The 20,356-nt window shown below is 54.7% G+C and carries 16 protein-coding genes; 5 read left to right on the top strand and 11 right to left on the bottom strand.

Going from position 1 to position 20,356, the window contains the following annotated elements; genetic code table 11:
• Window positions 1-10: 10 nt before the first annotated feature.
• A complete protein-coding gene (locus JJQ72_RS09015) occupies window positions 11-6,139 on the bottom strand; it encodes a phosphodiester glycosidase family protein (RefSeq protein ID WP_208203436.1) in 6,129 nt (2,042 codons plus the stop codon).
• A 250-nt stretch (window positions 6,140-6,389) separates the two neighbouring features.
• On the opposite strand from JJQ72_RS09015, the gene JJQ72_RS09020 reads away from it, so the two are divergent.
• The 5 genes from JJQ72_RS09020 (at window position 6,390) to chrA (ending at window position 10,612) form a co-directional block, all read left to right on the top strand.
• Window positions 6,390-7,298, top strand: a complete 909-nt coding sequence (locus JJQ72_RS09020) for a TIGR01777 family oxidoreductase (protein ID WP_208203437.1) — start codon at window positions 6,390-6,392, stop codon at window positions 7,296-7,298.
• Window positions 7,299-7,476: 178 nt separating this feature from the next.
• On the top strand, window positions 7,477-7,962 hold the full coding sequence (locus JJQ72_RS09025) for a PH domain-containing protein (protein WP_208203438.1): 486 nt from the start codon (window positions 7,477-7,479) through the stop codon (window positions 7,960-7,962).
• On the top strand, window positions 7,955-9,496 hold the full coding sequence (locus tag JJQ72_RS09030) for a PH domain-containing protein (RefSeq protein WP_208203439.1): 1,542 nt from the start codon (window positions 7,955-7,957) through the stop codon (window positions 9,494-9,496). Before JJQ72_RS09025 ends, JJQ72_RS09030 begins: the two co-directional genes overlap by 8 nt.
• On the top strand, window positions 9,480-10,070 hold the full coding sequence (gene chrB / locus JJQ72_RS09035; protein WP_347880732.1) for a chromate efflux transporter ChrB: 591 nt from the start codon (window positions 9,480-9,482) through the stop codon (window positions 10,068-10,070). The genes JJQ72_RS09030 and chrB overlap by 17 nt, the downstream gene beginning before the upstream one ends.
• Entirely contained in the window at window positions 10,067-10,612 is a 546-nt protein-coding gene (gene chrA, locus JJQ72_RS09040; protein ID WP_481856831.1) for a chromate efflux transporter ChrA, read from the top strand. The genes chrB and chrA overlap by 4 nt, the downstream gene beginning before the upstream one ends.
• A 99-nt stretch (window positions 10,613-10,711) precedes the next feature.
• On the opposite strand, the gene JJQ72_RS09045 is transcribed toward chrA, so the two are convergent.
• From JJQ72_RS09045 to JJQ72_RS09090, 10 genes are all read right to left on the bottom strand, one after another.
• Window positions 10,712-11,311, bottom strand: a complete 600-nt coding sequence (locus tag JJQ72_RS09045; RefSeq protein WP_138224851.1) for a response regulator transcription factor — start codon at window positions 11,309-11,311, stop codon at window positions 10,712-10,714.
• Complete coding sequence (locus tag JJQ72_RS09050; protein ID WP_208203440.1) at window positions 11,308-12,444, bottom strand: sensor histidine kinase; 1,137 nt, start codon at window positions 12,442-12,444, stop codon at window positions 11,308-11,310. The genes JJQ72_RS09045 and JJQ72_RS09050 overlap by 4 nt, the downstream gene beginning before the upstream one ends.
• Before the next feature lie 86 nt (window positions 12,445-12,530).
• A complete protein-coding gene (desA, locus tag JJQ72_RS09055) occupies window positions 12,531-13,586 on the bottom strand; it encodes a Delta(5) desaturase DesA (RefSeq protein WP_138224849.1) in 1,056 nt (351 codons plus the stop codon).
• A 248-nt stretch (window positions 13,587-13,834) separates the two neighbouring features.
• A complete protein-coding gene (locus JJQ72_RS09060) occupies window positions 13,835-14,833 on the bottom strand; it encodes a Gfo/Idh/MocA family protein (protein ID WP_208203456.1) in 999 nt (332 codons plus the stop codon).
• A 51-nt stretch (window positions 14,834-14,884) separates the two neighbouring features.
• Window positions 14,885-15,346 (bottom strand): acyl-CoA thioesterase, encoded by a 462-nt coding sequence (locus JJQ72_RS09065; protein ID WP_138224848.1) that lies wholly within the window; start codon window positions 15,344-15,346, stop codon window positions 14,885-14,887.
• Between the two features lie 161 nt (window positions 15,347-15,507).
• Window positions 15,508-16,500, bottom strand: coding sequence for an ABC transporter permease (locus JJQ72_RS09070; protein WP_138224847.1), 993 nt, complete (start codon window positions 16,498-16,500; stop codon window positions 15,508-15,510).
• Window positions 16,497-18,053 (bottom strand): sugar ABC transporter ATP-binding protein, encoded by a 1,557-nt coding sequence (locus JJQ72_RS09075; protein ID WP_233281153.1) that lies wholly within the window; start codon window positions 18,051-18,053, stop codon window positions 16,497-16,499. The genes JJQ72_RS09070 and JJQ72_RS09075 overlap by 4 nt, the downstream gene beginning before the upstream one ends.
• Window positions 18,054-18,123: 70 nt before the next feature.
• Window positions 18,124-19,236 carry a sugar ABC transporter substrate-binding protein gene (locus JJQ72_RS09080; protein WP_208203441.1) on the bottom strand — a complete coding sequence of 371 codons (1,113 nt, stop codon included), beginning with the start codon at window positions 19,234-19,236 and terminating at the stop codon, window positions 18,124-18,126.
• A 147-nt stretch (window positions 19,237-19,383) separates the two neighbouring features.
• A complete protein-coding gene (locus JJQ72_RS09085; protein WP_208203442.1) occupies window positions 19,384-20,046 on the bottom strand; it encodes an SGNH/GDSL hydrolase family protein in 663 nt (220 codons plus the stop codon).
• A gap of 27 nt (window positions 20,047-20,073) precedes the next feature.
• Window positions 20,074-20,356: hypothetical protein (locus JJQ72_RS09090; protein WP_208203443.1), on the bottom strand; the 283-nt coding region annotated here is incomplete at its 5' end.

Below are 20,356 nucleotides of genomic sequence, written 5' to 3' on the forward strand. Positions count from 1 at the left end.
CTCGGCAGCTTTACTTCGCCAGCTTGCCTAACAGATTGTGAATGACCTGTGCGCTTTCGGCCCGGGTTGCTGGCACCTGCGGCTTAAAGGTATTCATGCTGCTGCCCTTCATCAGGTTCAGATCATATGCTTCTCTGATGGCTTCACGAGCCCAGATCGGCAGCTGCTGCGTATCCTGGAACGGGATTGCCTTGCGTTCTGCTGCAGAGCGTGCCGCGGTATACGCGTAAGCTCGAACCAGCATGGCCGCCATTTCCTGCCGCTGGATGTGCTGATCCGGACGGAACTGCGATTGGCCTGTTCCCTCTACAATCCCCGCTTGCTTGGCAGCAGATACTGCGGCTGCATACCACTGCTCCGGCGCAACATCGCGGAACGAAGCCGCTTGTGCTGGCTCCAGCTTCAATGCACGCACCAGCATGGCCGTAAACTCGGCGCGGGTAACCTCCTGGGACGGCTTGAACATACCGCCGCCGGTTCCTTCAATCAGCTGTCTGGATGACAGCTCGCGAATTACGTCATAGGACCAGTGGGATGCCGGTACATCTCCGTAATTTTTGGTGTAGGTCAGAACGGCATAGGTGCTGAAGTGCATCACCTGCGCAGTAATCTGATCACCGCTTATCGTTCCTCCTATATATTGGAGCATGCCGTCTTCCCCGACATGGTACACATGAGTGAGGGACGGATGGGACGCCGCCATCACGGGTAAAGTCAGACTCAGCGGCTCACTGAAGGAGGTCAGCTTGGTGACTGTACCCTCTTCGCTCACATGCTCCAGCGTAAAGCTGAACATGCCACCCGCACTTTGCAGAACGGCTCCCGACCTTCCACTTGCCTGACTCAGGAGTCGTTCAGAGGCGGCCGATGATGGACTTTCCACGTTCAGCTGAATGAAGCCCGATCCAGGATGATTACGGCTCCCCAGGTCACTCACTTCTTGAAGCACCTTCCCTGGTAGGCTGATCTTCATATTGTCTGCCACAATGGTAAAGGCTTCATCCTTCAGTAGCTTACCCGCATTGGATGGCAGACGCAGCTGTTTCAGCTCCTCCTTCAGGTTCACAAGAAGCGGCTCTCCGTCGGAGATCATAGCATTAAGCTCGGCTTCAGTAAGTACAAGCTGACCTGTCACGGACGGAGGCTGAGGAGTGATCGGCGGCTGGGGCGGCACAGGATCCACAGAGCCGTCTCCGTTGCCCGGATTGCTGCCTCCTCCATTGCCGGGACTGCCACCGTTGCCCGGGTCCGGATTTACAGCCTGCGTTACGTTCAATGCATAGTGATCCGAGAAGCCTTCATACGTTGCGGAGATCACAGTTGTGCCCTCACGAAGACCCTGAACCTCTCCGCTCTCGCTGATTGCAGCCACAGACGGCTCGCTGCTGGCATAGATGACACCCTCCATAAGATCATATCGGGCGCCGTCCGTGTATACGGCTTCGATGACCGTCTGGTCTCGTTCCCCTACCTTTAAGGCAGCCGCACCGCGCAGTGATATGGCTTCCATGACGCCTTCCGGCTGACGGTCAACTGTCACCACAATGTCATCATAGACCTGCGGTGCCGCATTACTGGCTGCTCGGATCACGGCCGTGCCTAGCCCTGTTGCAGTCAATCGTCCATCCTGGTTGATCGTGACTGGCGAATCTTGCGGCTCCGGGCTGTAAACCGACCAGGTTACGCTCTTGTCCGCTGCCCCCTCGGGCTTGACCTCTACACTCAGCTGACGGTGTTCTCCGACAGCCAGGCTGATATCCCCTTCTGCAATCAGCACACGCTCTGGCAGAAGCTCTTTTCTTTTGAGGAGCGTAAATTCATCAACCACCCGTCCGCCAACGGTCTTGGTGACCATGTTCAGCTGGTCTCCCACAATTTCCACAGCGGAATACATCTGAGTCTTTTCTGCATCGGTTACCATTTGCCAGGCCTGTGCTGTCAGAGCATAAAATTTGGAGCCCGTAGAGCCTGAAATGACGTAGGTGGTTCCGAGTCCATCGGAAGCCTTCTGTTTATCCTTCATCGGGAACGTTCTCAGATAAATATGCTCGTGCCCGTTCAGCACCAGATCTACGCCATGCTTCTCCAGTATAGGTGCCCATGAATCCCGAATGACGGCCGTATCATAGATACTGCCATAAGGCCCGCGATGGAATATGGCAATATTCCATTCCTTCGTGCTGGCTGCAAGATCCTGCTCCAGCCATTGCGCCTGCTTCTCATAATCATATTCACTATTTAGCATGATAAAATGGATATTCTTATAATCGAAGGAAAAGCTTGTGCCCTCAAGACCCGGCAGCCCGTTATCCGGCTGATTGAAATGAGCCTGAAAATGTCCATTCCATTCTGTGTCTGTAACCTCATGATTACCGACCGCCGTCACTAAAGTCGTGTTAAGGAACGCCTCCTGAGCCTCTTTAAACCAGTGATTCCACTCTTGGCCCAAGTAGCCCTTATCGACCATATCTCCAACCTGAATCATGAACTCGGAATCGGGATGCTCAGCCGCTGCAATGCTGACGGTATTTCCCCACAGCTTATAGTCCGCTGCAGTGCTTCCCTGGGAATCGGCGAATACCAGGAACTTCGTTGCATCCCCTTCCGCTGCAGCCGTTCTAAAGGATCCCTGCGGACCATAATGCCCCGTGCCGTCTCCAACGCGGTACACATATTCGGTACCCGGCACAAGCTCCTCCACCAGTGCCTTGTGAACCCGAACCGCGCCAACGTCCTGCGTCTGATACAGCTCATGGCTTCCGCTTACTCTCTTCACCTCCGGCTGGTCAAAGCCGCTGAAGCCGTCCTTTGGAGCGAGCTCCACAACCGTCGTCTGGACACCCGGATGGGTATGCCATGTAAAGCCACGCGAAGAGGTCGGATCTGTCCCCATGCTCACATTTATATTGTAAGGGGTTGGGCTGCCGGCAAGCCGTGACACAGAAAATGCCGTCAGCGGGCTGTACCATACATCCTTGCTTGCCTGAAGAGTATGCTTCTTGACCTGAGCCGTCAGGGTGTTCGTGCGCACTTCACCCGCGGCATCACTGGTCCCGATCACGGCGCCATCTGCGGTAACGACAGCTCCTTCAACGAGGCTCCCGTTCTCATCCTCAACCTGCAGGACGGTTTCGTAGCCCTCCACTTGTCCGTTTACATCCCAGGACAGTTTTAAATGATGGTTAATGCTTGAAATCACGGGTAGACCAAAGATTGAAAATACAGCCTCCCCGGCACTCAGGAAAGAAATGCTTCCCGACATGAAGTCAAACGAATGTTTATCGGCCTCCGTATTGGCCTTCACCCTGTACTGAAGCTGTGCAATCAGGTCGTCATCCTGGATGCCTGAGGCAAGCAGATCCTGCATGTCCAGCCTCACATGGCCGGTTACCGGATCCATCTGTGCCTGAAGCTGCGATTCCTGCAGCTTGGCCCCCCGAATGAGAGATACGTCCTCCAGCACGTTCGGATTATAAGAGAACTCCATGGAGGCCCTTGTAATATTGGAAGCATGTATGCCTTGAATATCCAAGGTATAGGTATTTCCGGCATACACCTTTTCCGGCGCCGTATACTGAAGCCTTGAGCCTCCGGTATTCACCATAAAGGTCCAGGTTTCATCCGTCTGGTTGCCGGACAAATCACGTACAACTGCCCGCACCTGGTGGATGCCATCCGCAAGCGGAGTCGGTGGCGTGTAGTGTATTTCCCCTGTTGGCGGATACAAGGCAGGCTCTACCGGATGCCCGTCTACGTACAACCGGATTTTGTTTGGATCAATGAGCGTGGTGGCAGGATGTTTTGCCGGATCATAGCCTGCATCCTCCCCGACAAAAGAAATCCGGGGCTGGTTGTTGTTCACCACACTATGCTCTGCAGGCGCCATATTCTTGATGACCGGGGGCTCGATGTCATCCTGGTTGGGGCCATATAAGGCACGGATCTGGTCCACGTAAATAACACCCGCATCTTTCTTGGCCGTACTCGTTTCCATGTACCGTACAGGCATGTCCATGACGAGCGGCAAGGTGCGGTTTGGCGGCACCTCCGCCTCCAGGTATTTCCACCCAGTGAATGTCAATCCAGGCTCCTGCTCGACAAAATTCAAAGGAATGGCACCATTGGCGTCCCGGATCTGGGCACGTAGCCAGTGTTTTTTTCCGTCACCGTACACCCACATGCTGATTTTTTTCGGATATCCCGGGATTGAAATGCGGTCTGCCACAGTTTTGACGTCAAGATAAGCCCCGGACGTTCCTGTTCTGCCGGTGAAATCATACTCCAGCTTCAAGGAGCTGCTGCCGAAACGGACCAGGTCCTCATCTTGCTCAATGCTGACCTTCGACAGATTGGCTGCCGCGCCGGAGCTTTCCTTATACCGGTCCAGACCATTCTCGAAATCCTCCAGAATAACCGGAGGTAGACCAATATTGACGTCCATGAAAGCCTCGACCCCTTGGTAGGAAACGATAATGGTGCCGGTTACCTCCGTCTCATGCACGGCTGTAAAAACTCCGTCCCCGCTCACCGTGCCTACATTTCCTTCCACACGCCACTCCAGCTGACTGTAGTCCGCCTTTACGGACTTGCCGTCGAGCAGCGCGTTCACATTCAGCCTCTGCACGGCCCCCGGCTCAAAGCTCATTACGGCATCGCTGAAACGCAGCTCACTGAGCCGGTCCACCACCTCAATGTGGGCTGAGCCGCCAAGTCCGTCCGAGGCCGCCGTTACGGATCCAGCCCCTGGCTGGGTCCCGGCTGTAAATACGCCCTGATCATTTATAGACCCAAGTCCGGGCTCTACACTCCAGGAAACTGCGCCAGGAAGGCTTGCCGGATGAAGCTGGCTGTCTACAGCCAGCGCCTTGAAGCTTGCCGTGGAGCCAATCAGGACACGCTCCAGATTCGGCTCTACCACCAGCTGATTCGCTTGTCCTTCTTCCCCCGTATTCACCAGCAGCAGGCCGTTCGCTGTTTTGCGCTCACCGCCGTCCGACGGAGAATTCATAACCTTTCTAGCGGCTTCACCTGGGAGACGGGCAACCATCGTTGCCGATCCGCCGCCGTCCAGATTAAGAGCCTGTACCGCTCCCGCATCCTTCATAAGCTGTCCCATCTCTGCCAATGTGACGCCTTCACTAAAGCCCGGCTGACGTCCGTCCACGACCAGCATAATAACCGTGCCGTCAGCCTTCGTGCCGATTGCCGAGCGCGGGTGTACCGCCGGATCCGTGAGCGGCTGTACCACGCCGTCCTTCACCAGCATGGCGTTACCTCCGATCGCTGTCGTAACATCCTGCCATGCAGGGTCCAGCTGCAAACGCACCGTCACCTGATCTCCCTGACTTAAGGAAGAAAGCTTGCTGCGCTGGGAGCCGGAAACAGACAGTACAGCTTGTCCCTCGCGGATCGGTGAGCTGCCTTTCTCTTTAAACAGTGTGGAGACTCTGAGTGTAATGTCTTCTCCGCTCTTGAAATCTCCGGAGACAACATCCAGCACATATTCATCTCCAAGATCATTGGTCAGGGTCGAGCTATGAAAAGAATCCGTATATAAAACGAGTGCGTCCGTGCCCCGGCTGCGGTTCACTGCAGTCAGTGTATGCTCCTGTCCGCCAATCTCTACAGTGCGGATGAGCGATGGACTGGGACCATAAAGGGTAGACCCGTCACTTTTCATCCCAAATGCATTCCAGCCTGAAGGCGGACTGTTCAGCAGTTCTCCCTCACTCATAAACAGCCCCGTCGGCACGCCGCTGGACATATCATAGAAATCGCCATTGATCCCTGCAATAACGCGGCTGCCTTGGGCATCCACCTCCTGCGCCATAGCGCTGAGCTGCTGCATGCCATACAGCTTGCCATTCGTTTTGGCGGCTTTCAGGCTCAGCGATGACTGTGCAGGATCAAACTGTATCATGTGCAGCCGCTCCGGACCGCGCTCCACCTCCAGCTGCTTCCAGGTGTATGACGCTCCCGGTCCAATCATCCAGGTCCGTTCATCCATCAGCGTTCCGAGTCGCTGCTCTTCCTCATTGGCTGCTGCAGGTGCAGCCGGCGCTATTACGGATACCAGCATGATCACACTCAGCATGCAGGCCAGCCAGTTCGGCCGCTTTTCTAACTTTCTGCTGATCATCGTACGTTCGACCTCCGCTCACTCTCCCTATGTACAAGGGGTTATGGTTGTACAGGTGCAAGTATAAAGCGGTTTTGTTAACTCCTCCCCTGCCCCGTGTTAAGTCTTGGTCAAGTTTGATCTCTCTCACAAAAAACCTGTATTTTGAGTCATCCGCACCCTGCTTGTCAAAAGCCCCCTTTTGCGTGTATATATTAATGAACGCTACTTGATAAACTACACATGAATATAGAGAGCAGGTGGAAGGCAGATGAAGGTCGCAATATGCGGCGGGACCGGATTTATAGGTCAAGCCATGAGTGAGAAGTGGATTGCAGAAGGCCACGAGGTGCTGGTGGTGACGAGATCCAGGCCCGCTTCGGAGGAGCAGACTGAGCTAGAGCGCAGCATCACCTATGTGACTTGGGATGAGATGGAGCAGCAGCCAGAGCCGCTGGAAGGCCTGGACGCCTTGATCAATCTCGCCGGCTCCTCGCTGAGTCAGCGATGGACGGAAGCGGCAAAAAAGAGCATCCTGTCATCCCGGCTTCAAACCGTTGAGGCCGTTGCCCGGCTGATGGCCCGGCTCTCCAGTCCTCCCCCGGTTGTAATCCAGGCATCGGCGATGGCGATTTACGGCACCTCCGACACCGAGACCTTCGACGAGAGCAGTCCGGCGAGAGTCATGGACTTTCCGTCCCGTGTCGTCCAGGCGTGGGAAGAGGCGGCAGATGGCATTGAGGCAGAGCGCCTGGTGAAGCTGCGGATCAGCGTCGTGCTCGGTCAGGACGGCGGTGCATTTCCGAAGATGATTCTTCCCTATAAGCTGGGCATTGGCGGAAAGATCGGCAGCGGCAGACAGTGGATGTCCTGGATTCACCTTCAGGATATGGTCTCTCTCATCGAGTTCTGCATCACCCGGTCCGACATCTCAGGTCCTGTCAACGCCGCCTCGCCCCATCCCGTCACCAATGACGAATTCGGACGGACCGCTGGTAGTGTATATCATCGGCCGCACTGGCTGCCAGTGCCAGGCTTTGCCCTGAAGGCTCTGCTCGGAGAATTGTCCATGATTCTGCTGGATGGCCAGCGGGTCATCCCGATGAAGGCGGAGCGTCATGGCTTTCATTTCCGGTACCCCGAGCTGAAGGAAGCTCTGCAGGAACTGAAGCAGCAATAACAAAGCAGGCCGCGAAGCACCATTCGCGGCCTGCTTTGTTATTGCTTCGGTGCCCCCGCGAAGCGCTTCGTCTCAACAGAAGCGGGAAGAGGATGTCGTATGCTACAATGAGACAATCCGGCCTGCTCCGAAGCGACAGGTCCGTTGTTAATCATTGGGTTTCAGGAGGATGATGAACATGTCAGAACACGTAGAGGCGCTGCAGCGCTGCCATCCCGATACCGTCAAAGTATATCGAATCTACAGCATTGGCGGTAGCGCCTTATTCCAGCTCCTTGCAGCCGCCTATCTCTATCTTGCCGGCCGTCAGGACTGGCCGCTGTTCCCCGGATGGGCCGCCCTTGCAGGGACGCTCCCGGCTGCGCTGTGGCTGGTGCTTACTGCACCCCGCTTATGGCATGAGACCTTCGGGTTCCGGGTATCGGCAGAGCAGCTGGAAATATCGTCGGGGATCTTTTTTATGCGGGATACGATCATTCCCATGACCCGGGTGCAGCATGTAGAGCTGGAAAGCGGTCCCCTGCTTCGCCGCTATGGACTGGCAGAGCTCAAGGTGGTCACGGCCGCCAAATCCCATGTCATCCGGGCACTATCCAGCGAAGAGGCAGAGCGGCTGAAGGCCGTCATTGGAAAGCTGGCTCAGGTGGTGGATGAGGATGTCTGAGCTGGATTCCCGGCAGCGGCTGCACCGATGGTATATCCTTTTCCCCTTGGCTTCCGTGATCCGCACACTGCTGCCGGCTTTGGCGCTGCTGCTGGTTCGAGTGATGGGGGACAATCCGTTTCCGCCCGTCTTTTGGCTGTGGAGCTCGCTAAGCCTTGTTGTTACGCTCATCCTGCTGCTGCTTTACGGCTGGAGAAGATGGAGGCGGTTTACCTACGAATTAAAGCCTGACAAGCTATTGCTTCAAAAAGGAGTCTGGTTCCGGGAAGAGCAGTCCATTTATATCGCCCGGATTCACTCTGTGCATGTAGAGCAGCCGCTGCTTCAAAGGCTGCTCGGGCTGGCCCAGATCAAAATCGAAACCTCCGGCAAGAATGAAGACGGCGGCAAGCTTCCCGCCATCTCCAAGCCCGAAGCCCGAAAGCTGCAGTTATGGCTGCAGGAGCCCCGGCATGTGCAGGCTGAAGAGGAGTCATCCGGGACACTTTTCCCGGGAAATGAGCAGCCTGAACCACAACCTCCAGAGAATCAGGCTGGTCAGCAGGCTTCTTCTCCTGGAGAGGTGAAGGCACGTACCGTCCTGCTGCGAGTGACGCCGGGGAGGCTGCTGCTCGCCGCGCTGACCTCCTCCAACTTCTCGCTGGCCCTGGCGTTTCTGGCAGCCATCGGCTCTTTGGCCGACGATTTACTGCCGGACCCTTTGTACAACCGATTGTTCCGGGAAGCCGGTCAGCTCTTGTCCGGAAGCTGGATCACCGCCGCCGCAGCTGCATTCATCCTGGCCTGGCTGCTGTCGGCCATTCTCTACACAGTGCAGTACGCCGGGTTTACGGTAGAACGCGCTGGACGTCAAATCGTCGTCACCCGTGGGCTGCTGGAGAGAAAGGAGCTGATTTTCTCTCCAGAGCGCGTACAAGCCGTCACCGTCAAGGAGGGACTGCTGCGCCAGCCCTTCCGTTACAGTGAAGTAAGGCTTCACGTCCTGACCTCAGGTGACGACAAGCAGCTTGTCCTCCATCCGATGCTTCGGCTCAGCGAGGTTAACAGCCTGATGAACAGCATCGTGCCCCAGTTTCAAGCCCAGACTATAGATACTACGCCTCCCCGCCGGGCACTGTGGCTTTATATAAGATCTGATGCGATGCTTGCAGCAGCACTGAGTGCCGGATGCATCTGGATCTTTGAGGATCTCGGCCTGTGGTCACTGCTGCTGCTGCCCTTGTCCCTGCTTCACGCGATCTGGGCGTTCCGCGATGCTGGTATGTCGCTGCACGAAAAACAACTCACGCTCCGTACACGTCGGCTCGCCCGCCATACTCGTTATGTCCGGCGGCCGCAGGTCGTCAGCTTCACCGTGAGAAGCACCCGTGCTCAGCGTAAGCGCAGGCTGCGCTCGTTCCATGTCAGCCTGCTGTCGAGCCAATATGACGGAAAGATCTTGGGCATGGAGCAGGATGAGGTAGAGCGTGTGCGGCAATGGTTCATGAAATTAGAGGATACAGAAAGGAATTTTTGCGGTGAAATCAAACTCTAACGTATATATACAGCTAAGTCTGGCCATGCTTCGAACCGGGATTCTGGGCTACGGGGGTGGGCCCTCGGTCATTCCGCTGATCCGCCATGAGGCTGTCGTCCGTTACGGATGGCTGAGCCTCGATGAGTTCGGAGAAACCTTGGCACTCGCGAACGCTCTTCCGGGACCCATCGCTACTAAGATGGCCGCCTACCTTGGCTACCAGCAAAAAAAGACCCCGGGTGCAATCATCGCTGTACTGTCACATATTTTGCCGACCTGCTTCGCCATGATTGCCCTGTTCTCGGCCGTCCAGGTGCTCAGCAGCTCCAGCATCATTGCCGGCATGATTGCGGGCGTGACCCCGGTCATCGCCGTTATGCTCGGCACCATGGCCTATGAATTCGGGGAAAAGGCCGTCAAGGGACTTGGCCTTGCTGCCGGCAGTCTCTCTTTTATCATTGCCTTTCTGCTGCTGCAGCAGATCCAGCTTCACCCCGCCGTCGTCATTATGCTGTTTCTGGCTTACGGGGCTATGCACTACAAGCTCCTCGCCCGCTGGAAGCGGCAGCGAGCAGCACGGAAGGAGGAATAGCCTTGGAATGGCTTCAGGTATTTATAAGCTTTCTGGTGTCCAACGTCCTCGGCTATGGCGGCGGCCCGGCATCCATCCCGCTTATGTATGAGTATATTGTGGCGCAGCGGGGCTGGCTGAGTGATTACGAGTTCTCCAATATGCTCGCGCTCGGCAATTCACTGCCTGGTCCGATTGCCACCAAGATCGCGGCCTACGTGGGATATGGGGTGACCGGCTGGGTTGGCTTTGCCGCTGCACTTACGGCCACCGTGGTTCCATCTGCGGCAGCGCTCATCATCCTCTTGAAGGTGCTGCAGAAGCACCGGACCTCACCGGTCGTCAAGGGCATGACCCTGCTCGTTCAGCCAGTGATCGCCATCATGATGGCCGTGCTGACCTGGCAGATGGCCCAAAGCTCTGCGGCCTCCATCGGCCTGCTGCAGAGCCTTGGCATTGCTGCTGCAGCCTTCTGGGCGATGAACATTCGCAAGCTCCATCCGGCCCTCGTCATCCTGGCTGCTTTTGCATACGGTGCGCTTGTGCTCTCCAGGAGCATGTAGCTCACTTTCTCAACCCACATTAAAAAGAGCAGCGTCCGCCCGGTTTATCCTGCAGACCTGCTCTTATATAGGATGCCGCTCACTTCTTCAGGGGAGGCTTCACTTGAACCAGCCTTTTTCCTTAAAGCGTGTAATGGCTTCAATCCGGTTGCTGACACCCAGCTTATCCAGAATGACCGAGATATAATTACGGACTGTGCCGGTCGTCAGAAACAGCTCGCTGGCGATCTCCTTCGTGTTCTTGCCGTCAGCGATCAGCCCCAGCACTTCCTTCTCCCGCGGGGTCAGCGGATTCTCTTCCCCGTACGCTTCATCCACCAGCTCCGGCGCATAGATCCGGCGACCCTGCATAATGCTTCGGATCGACGTAGCCAGCTCTTCACTGGGACTGTCTTTCAGCAGATAGCCATGGGCTCCTGCCTTCAGGGCACGCTCGAAATACCCCGGTCTCGCGAAGGTTGTCAGAATCATAATCTTGCAGCCTTGCCCCCGCAGCTCCTCGGCGGCTTCCAGTCCGCTCTTCAGAGGCATTTCAATGTCCATAATACAGATGTCCGGCTGACGAAGATGCACCAGCTTGACCGCATCCTCTCCGTTACCAGCCGTTCCCACTACCTGCATATCCTCCTCCAGATCCAGAAGCGAAGCCAGTGCTCCCAGCAGCATCCTCTGATCTTCTGCAATGACGACCGTAATCATATCCCTGCCTCCTTCCCGGGCTGTTTCAACACCTGAGGCACCCTCAGTGTAAGCAGGGTCCCATGGTCCGACTTGATGTCCATACTTCCATTTACGAACTCCAGCCGCTCCCACATGCCGCGCAGGCCATTTCCCCGGGTGTAAGCTCTCTCGCCTGAGAACCCGACACCGTTGTCCCGCACGGACACAACCAGCTCGGTTGCATTCGGCTTGACGCTGATCCAGCATTCCCGGGCAGTGCTATGCTTGACAATATTCGTCACTGCTTCCTTCAGGCACATACTCAGTACATTTTCGTTCATCAATGACAGATTGATGTCTTCCGCATCTCCATCCAGATGAAGCTCAATCTGCGCCGCCTTGAGAATCTGCCGAATCCGGAACATCTCATCCACCAGCCGCGTCCCCCTCATCTGGGTGACCAGCTCCCGGACCTCCTTCAAGGCCAGTCTCGCGGTCTGGCGCACATCCTGAATCTCCTCTTGAGCCCTGCCGGGATCCTTCATGACCAGCTTGCCGGCGAGATCACTCTTCAATCCGATCAAGGACAGCTTCTGTCCCAGCGTATCATGAAGGTCTCTTGCAATCCGCTGCCGCTCCTCCAGCTTGACGAGCTCGGAAATTTTCTTGTTAGCATCCTCCAGCTGAACCTGCAGGCGGTCATTGTTGTTGCGGTTAAACGTCGTGATCGGCAGCAGCACCACAGCTACGACACTGACCAGCACGAACGGCAGCTGCGTGATAAAGAACGGGTTTTTGGAGACAAAGCCGTAGTTGACCGTCAGAATCGTAGCAATGAGATGGATGGTGTACAGCGTGAAGAAGCCGGCCCGGTTCCGGATATTCCCGATGAAAAAGGCCAGAAATAAAGAGAAATACACATAGCCAAAGAGCAAAGACATCGTAACCGAAATTAAAATCTGCACGCTCGTCCAGAAATAAATCAACCAGCCCTTGGCCTGAAACGACAGCACGTAGCAGCAGAAGAACGCCAAAATCATGACAATACCGATAACAATCTGATAGGTCGAGGTCGAACGGAAAATAAAATAAAACGGCAGAATATAAAAGACGACCCACACGTAAGGATTTAGCCCCGTGTTTTTCTGGAAAATCTGGTACCACTTTTGCATTGGGCGCCCACCTTTTCGCATCTTGATCATCTTATATAGTAACATATTCCACCGTTTGTTATGAATGATATTCAAGGTTTACCGTCTTAATTCGTGCCTGTCTTCAGCTTCGTAACCGCACGCTCGGAATCCAGCTGCTTCTGCCGCCGGCGCTGCCGCAGCTCCTTGAAGCTGATGAACAGCTTTGCTTCCTCATCCCATAGACGGAAGCTGAGCGCTTTGAAGCTGGTGCGCATCGTGATGGTCGTTGCTTTTTGCAGGGGAGGTGTGGCATTATGCGCCTTCTCCAGATTGTAATTCGGCACTCTCGGGCTCAGATGATGCACATGGTGGAAGCCGATATTACCGGTAATCCATTGCAGCACCTTCGGCAGCTTGTAGTAAGAGCTTCCTTCCACCGCTGCGTTCACATAGCTCCATTCCTCATCATGCTCATAGTACGTATCTTCAAACTGGTGCTGTACGTAGAACAGCCAGATGCCCATCATCCCGGAGAACAGGAAGACCGGACCCTGCACCAGCAGGAACGCTTCCCAGCCGATTGCCCAGCACAGCAATGCATACAATCCAACCAGAGAAAGATTCGTAATGTACGTGCTGATCCGTTCCTTGCGCTTCGCTTCCTTGCGGTTAAAGCGGTAGTCAATCACGAAGATAAAGATCGGTCCCAAGATAAACATAACCAGCGGATTCCGGTAAATACGGTAACGAACCTTCGTCCAGAACGAGGCCTGCTCATATTCACTTACGGTCAGCACCCAAATGTCACCGATGCCTCTCTTATCGAGATTGCTGCTCGTTGCATGGTGGATGGAATGTGTTGTTTTCCATTGCTGGTAAGGACAGAGCGTGATGACACCGGTAATCGTGCCTAGTATTTCATTGGCCCGGCGGCTTTTGAAGAAGGATTGGTGGCAGCAGTCATGAAAAATGATAAAGGTACGAACCACGAAGCCGGCCGCTACCATAGCAATCGGCAGTGTCAGCCAGTACGATACCGACAGGCTTAGATAGGCCAAATACCATAGGACGACCAATGGAAGCAGCGTATTGATGAGCTGCCGAATGCTGGCCTTCGTATCAATATTTTCGTAGGGAGCGACATTTTTCTTTAGATGGGACAGTGAATTAGCCTGAGCCATGATGAATTCCTCCTCAAAATATAGCGCAGCCGGGATCCAAGGTTCCACAGCATACTTTTCTACTTTACATTATAGTGAAGACCTGTCATGCTCCACAGTCATAAACGTCAAGAACAAGGGATGACATTTGTCATATATCCATACAAAATTTGAGTGCATAGAGAATAGATTGTCATTATCGTCCATTTTTTACACACAAAAAAGCCGCTTGACGCAGGTAAGCGCCATCAGCGGCTTTACTTCATAATTTACTTGTCTGCGGCCTGCTGATCGGCAGGATACACCAGACCGATCTGGCGCCTTGCTTCCTCCGCGATTTCCGCGGTAATGATGGAGGCCTCATGCGAGTTGATCTCACTCTCCCGCTTGCCGGCTTCCAGCACGTCGATAAATTCATCCAGCTCATAGTACATGGACTCATGCGTCTGGGTTTGTGTGATCTCTTCAATCGTGCCGTCGCGGTAATGAATCTTGACGTTGTACGGCTGATTGATTTTGTCGATGACCATCGTCCCGTTCTCGCCTTGGATTTCGGCCGGCAAATAGGAGTCGCTGATCTTGGAATGCATGATCACGGCATCCATCTCCGGATAGCGCAGCAGCAGGCTTCCCTCACCGTCCACACCGGAGGAGAGCAGAATCCCTTCCGACTTGATGGACTCCGGTCTGCCGAAGAGCACAGCCGCCGGGTAGATGCAGTACACGCCCAAATCCATCAGCGAGCCGTTGGAGAACTGCGGGTTGAACGCATTGAGCACCGTGCCTGCAAGGAAAGCATCATAGCGCGAAGAATATTGGCCATATGAAGCCACATAACGCCGAATACGCCCCAGCTTGTACAAATGATCGCGAACCGCTTTGAAATTCGGCATCTGTGTGGACTTCATGCCCTCCATGAGCAGCACGTTGCTGTTCCGGGCAGCATCCACCATCGCCTGAACCTCGGCAGTATTAGAAGCCAGCGGCTTCTCACACAGCACATGCTTGCCTGCCTTCATGCACAGAATGGCCTGCTCTGCGTGAAACGAATTGGGACTCGCGATATACACCGCATCCACATCGGGGCTCGCAGCCATTTCCGAGATGTCTGTATATACCGCCGGACGAGGATCATATTTCGAAGCGAACTCTGAACCCTTCTCCGCTGTCCGGGAGTACACGGCAGTCAAGGTAAACCGGTCATTCTCCATCGCGGCCTGAATAAAACGTTCTGTAATCCAGTTGGTTCCAATAATTCCGAATCGCACTTGTAACAATCACAACGCATCCTTTCCATGATCAATTTCCGGGAGGTCTCTTTAAGCCGGGGCTCGTCCTTCAAAGTGTTCAATGATCTTCCGGGCATGCTCCGAAACCGGCTTGCTCTTGCCGCTTTCGGTGTCGATCAGCACGATGGTTCCACGTCCGGCCGCCTTCAGCTGATCCTCAACCACCACCGCATACTGCACGTCCATGGAGGAGCGGCCAATCTCCGCTACCTTCACATGCAGCATCAGCGGATCCTTCAGATAGAGCTGTGCCAGATACTGACACTCCAGGTCTGCAACCACAGAAACCGCCTTTTGGCTAAACAGCTCCTCCGTCAGTCCCAAATGCTCAAAATATTCAATCCGCCCTTGTTCGAAGTACATGAAATAGCTCACGTTATTCACATGTCCGAGCATGTCGGTCTCACAGTAACGGATTCTGATAGGAAATGCAAAATGGAAGGTCTGCAGCCAGCTCTGAGGGTCCGGCTGTACAAAGGTCGTCTTTCTCACGGTGATCCCCTTTCAACAAAATGCTGTGCATTCATGTCAGCTTCTCCTAGCATAATGAATACCGCTCCCAGCCGTCAATGACCGGCAGCTAAATCTCTTACCGCAGAGATGTGTAAAAAGACGGCAAAAAGACCGTCTCTGGAAAAGACGGCCTGATCTCTTTAATGCTTCTTCTTGTAATACGTCACCGCAAGCGCCAGCGCCAGCACGGAGCCCTTCACGATATCCATAGCGTAGTAAGGAACCGACATCATAATGAGGCCGTTCTGCAGAATCCCGATCAGCACAGCGCCGACAAAGGTTCCCAGCGCATTCGGTTTGCCGGACCCAAGCACGGAATAGCCGATAAAGGCGGCCGCTACAGCATCCATTAAATACGGACCGCCTGCATTGACCTCCGCGTTCATAACGCGGGCACCCAGGATGATTCCGCCGATGGCAGCAAATAGTGCCGAAAGCAGGTACGCCGTCAGCCGGTACCGGCTGACCGCGATGCCGGACAGCTCGGCAGCCTCACGATTGCCGCCGATCATGTACATGTAGCGGCCGTGCTTGGTGTAGGTCAGGAACAGGTGCACGATGACCACGACGAGCAGCATGATAACGATGATCCATGGCACTTGGCCGATTTTTTCGAATAATCCGGGAATTCGGCCCTCAGCGTACTCACCGCTTGGCATAATCATGTTCTGCGATACGGTAGCACCCCGTGTATAGGTTAAGGCGACGCCCTGAAACACGAACATCGTGGCCAGCGTCATCAGCATATCCTGAATTTTGAAATTAATGACGAGAAACGCATTAATCACGCCGACCACCAGACAGAAGATCAGTGTCAGCACGATGCCGACGCCTATATTTTGCCCGTGCCAGACGAAGAAGGAAATGACCAGCGCATTGGCCAGCGAGGCTGTAGAGCCGACGGAGAGATCAAAGCCCCCAACCGCGAGAGATACCGTCAATCCCACGGCAATAATGGTCACAATGGAGATTGAGCGCAGAATGTTAATGACGTTTCCCGAGCTGAGGAAGTTCTCGTTCAAAAGGCCGAATACCGCAATCAGCACGACGACCGTGATCAAGGTTCCATATTTGTACAAAAAATCAAATGCGCTCTGTGCCGGCTTGTTCCGGGCACCCGCTGATGTATTCATGTCGTTAATCCCCCTCCAGTGCAATACAGAAGCAGCTCTTCCTCGCTGCTGTTCGATGTTTCCAGCTCCTTGACAATCCGGCCGTCATACATGACGTAGACCCGGTCGGAAATGCCCATGATTTCGGACAGCTCACTGGAAGCGTACAGCACGCATTTGCCGCGTGCCGCCAGCTCCGCCACCAGCTCGAAAATGTCCCGCTTCGCGCCGACATCCACTCCCTTGGTCGGCTCATCGAACATGTAAACATCGGCATCTACCAGCAGCCACTTGCCGATGGCTACCTTCTGCTGATTGCCGCCGGACAAGCTCCCCGTCTTCGTATGGCCGCCCGGGGTCTTGATCCCCAGGCTGTCGATAATCATCTCGGAGGACTGCGCCTCCTTCTTGAAGCTGATCCAGGAGCCCCACCGGCAGAACCTCGACAGCATCGCTGCCGTCAGATTCACGGATACCGATTCCTCGACAAAAATGCCTTCGCGCCGCCGTTCCTCCGGCACCAGCGCCAGCCCCTGGCGCACTGCATCGTGCGGGGTTGAAATCCGCAGCCTGCGGCCATTCAGCACCACCTCGCCGGAATGCTTGGCAGCCCCGAACAAGGCCCGGCACAGCTCGGTCTTCCCAGCACCAACGAGTCCGGCCAGGCCGATAATTTCTCCCTGGTGCATCGTGAAGCTTACATCACTGACCTTGCCTTCGCGGTCGGACAAATGACTGACGGTCAAGGCAGCCTCCCCCTTCACCTTCTTGCGAAGCGGAAACTGCTGCTCCATCCGGGCATTCAGCATATGCTCGACGATCTCCTCCTGGGTCAGGTTGTGGATGACATCAGAGGTTACCCGCTGACCGTCTCGGAGAATCGTAATATCGTCACAGATTTCATACAACTCCGGGAGACGATGGGAGATGAAGATGACACTGACGCCTTCTCCCTTCAGCTTGCGCACCAGCTTGAAGAGCTGATCTGTTTCGCTGCGGCTCAGCGGTGCTGTCGGCTCGTCCAGCACCAGAATGCGGCATTGCTTGATCACCGAACGGGCAATCAGCACCATTTGCTTCTCCGCCAGGGTCAATTCCTGTACGAGCTTTCGTGTGGAGATATAGACATTCATCCGCGCAAGTGCGGCCTGCGCCTGCTCGTGCAGTGCCTGCCAGCGGATGACATGGCTTCCCTTCATGCTATGTACCATAGACTCCAGCATAATGTTCTCGGCAACAGTCAGATTCGGGATCAGAGCCGTATCGACCTCCTGATACACAACCTGAATGCCGAGATCCTTAGCATCTCGCGGTGAAGCAATGACAGCCTTGCTGCCCTCCACCACAATCTCACCCTTATAGTGGCTGTACGCACCTGCCAGAATCTTCATCAGGGTGGATTTGCCGGCTCCATTCGCGCCGATCAGCGCATGGGCTCTTCCGGCCTGCAGTTCAAAATTCACATCCGATAACGCCTTTACTCCCGGAAATGAAATCGAGATGCCCTTCATCTCCAGCAACGGGGCTGCCGTATCCTTCCTTTGCGGTTCGGCAGACAGACGGGTGCCTGACATGATGATTCACCTTCTCCCCTCATTAAAATGGGCGCTCCTATCCTATTGGATAAGAGCGCCGGGCGGCATATTAATTACCGTAAACTTCTTTCAAGGCTTTCATCCAGTCCTCTTCAAAATCCGTGCTGGTTCCCCAGCCAGGAATCAAATTCGCAAGACTGCTCATATTCACAGGCTCCTCAGACTTTGCCAGGCTCGCCTGGTCAATCAGTGTGGCGGGAAGGCTGTACGTGGAAGGCGTCTCTTCACCGGCCAGCTTCTTCGCCAGCAAACGTACATTCACCGCGCCGATGGTCTTGGGATCCACCGCAGCCGTAGCTGTCCATGGGCTGTCCGGCTTCTGCATAATTTCAAGATCCGCGTTAGATACGTCGATGCCGTAGATCTTGATCTCATTGCGTCCGGCTTCATTGATCGCTCTTGCAGCGCCAATCGCGAAGGCGTCCCAAGTCGCGAAGATTGCGTCAATCTCGCCTTTCGGATGCTTCGTCAGCATAGCCGCTACAGCATTCTGTGTTTCTATAGAAGTATCGCTGCTCGCTACGCCAAAGCGTTCAATCTCTTTGATGCCCGGATTGCTCTTCAGGGTTTCTTGATATACCGCATTCCGGCGAACCATTGGCGGGAATCCATCTACCCACAGATAGACGATATTAGCGTCAGGGCCCTGCTCTTCTACCAGGCGATCCAGCGACAGCTTGGCCAGTGTCTCATCATCCTGGGAAGTCACAGTTACACCCTCGATTTCTGCAAGCTCCGGTACCGAGTCAAACGCTACAACCGGAATCCCTTTAGCAGCAAGAGCCTTGACATCCTCCACGGTAGCAGGGTCGTCACCATGAGACAATACGATACCATCATAGCCGTTACCAGCCGCTTGAGCAACCGCATCATGGAATTTAGCTGCATCATTATTCGCTGTAAAGGTATCTACCTTAAAGCCAAGTGCTTCACCTTCCTGCTTCGCACCCGCCAAAAACTGTGCTGTGTGATCATCTCCGCCGATCTTGCGGATGATCATAAGCTTCATATCATCTTTCTCTGCAATGGCTGCTGGCAGATTCTCAATGTCTGCTCTGGAGCCTCTGCTTTCGCCGGCGGAATCTTGTCCGCAGCCCGTTGTGAGAATCACTGCCGACAATAGCAAGCCGGACAGCTTCACCCATGGTTTCTTAACATTCATGCTGGTTCTCCCCCTCAATATGACTGATCTCTTTTTATTACAAGTAATCCTATCGGATTTAGAAGGGGGAGTCAATACTTTTTTTTGCGTCACTTTAACGCATTCCAGCATAAGCTCAAAAAAACACAAAAATCAAGTCATTGACCTCTAGAGAATGCCCATGGTCTCCATCCAGGACTTCGCGATCAGCCCGTGGCCAGCCGGTGATGGATGAACGCCGTCCGGCGCCCAGTATGCCGGCTCCCGGCGTGCAGCTGCCGCGTTGAATAGACCGTCCAGCGGAACGAGCAGCGCTTGGAATTCGGCGGCCAGCTCCCGCACAGCATGGATCTTGGGATCCAGATCTTCGCGCCAAGCGCGGCGATCCTCCGGCACAGGCAGCACAAACGGCTCCATCAAAATCAGCTTGGCTCCCAGTGATTCCTGCGTCCGCTCCAGCAGCTCCCTGTAGCCCGCTTTGAAAGCCGCCGCCGGCGTTTCATCCTGTCTGCTGTATCGGCGCCAGCAATCATTAATCCCGATATATACCGACACCCAGGTCGGCTTCAGCTCCAGGCAATCTCCCTGCCATCTCTCCTGCAGGTTCACGACGCGGTCCCCGCTAATGCCCCGATTCAGGAACTGCAGGTTCAGCTCCGGATGCTTCAGACCTGTCAGCGCCGAGATAAGCAGTGGATAGCCTGTCCCCAAGCTACTGGACTCACTGCGGTTTCTGCCTGCATCTGTAATGCTGTCACCTTGAAAAAGAATAATATCATTGTGCTGCAGCTGCACTGTGTTCTTCCCCCTTATTAGACCAAAGATAGACATTCCTCGACCGTTTTTGACGTTTATCTATTAAATTTGCCACACGCAGCCCATCTTCCTGCTTGCCGACAGGAATTTAGAAGGAATTTTATTTCCATGAACATCTACTGCTGCAAAAAAACCCTCACGCTCAGCGGAGGCCACTGAAAACGCAAAAGATGGTGCATCCGCCAACGAAGGCGTGGTCGCTGCAGGAAGAGGGGGCTTCCGATCGCTGTTGTCCCCAGATTTCTTGTTCATACCGCTTGGCGGATGAAATCCGGGGACAAAGGCGAGCGCTCCGCTTCTCCAGCCTCCCTCTTCCCTCCGCTCC

It is taken from the genome of Paenibacillus sp. F411 (assembly GCF_017582705.1).
GTDB classification, from domain to species: Bacteria; Bacillota; Bacilli; order Paenibacillales; family Paenibacillaceae; genus Paenibacillus_AQ; species Paenibacillus_AQ algicola.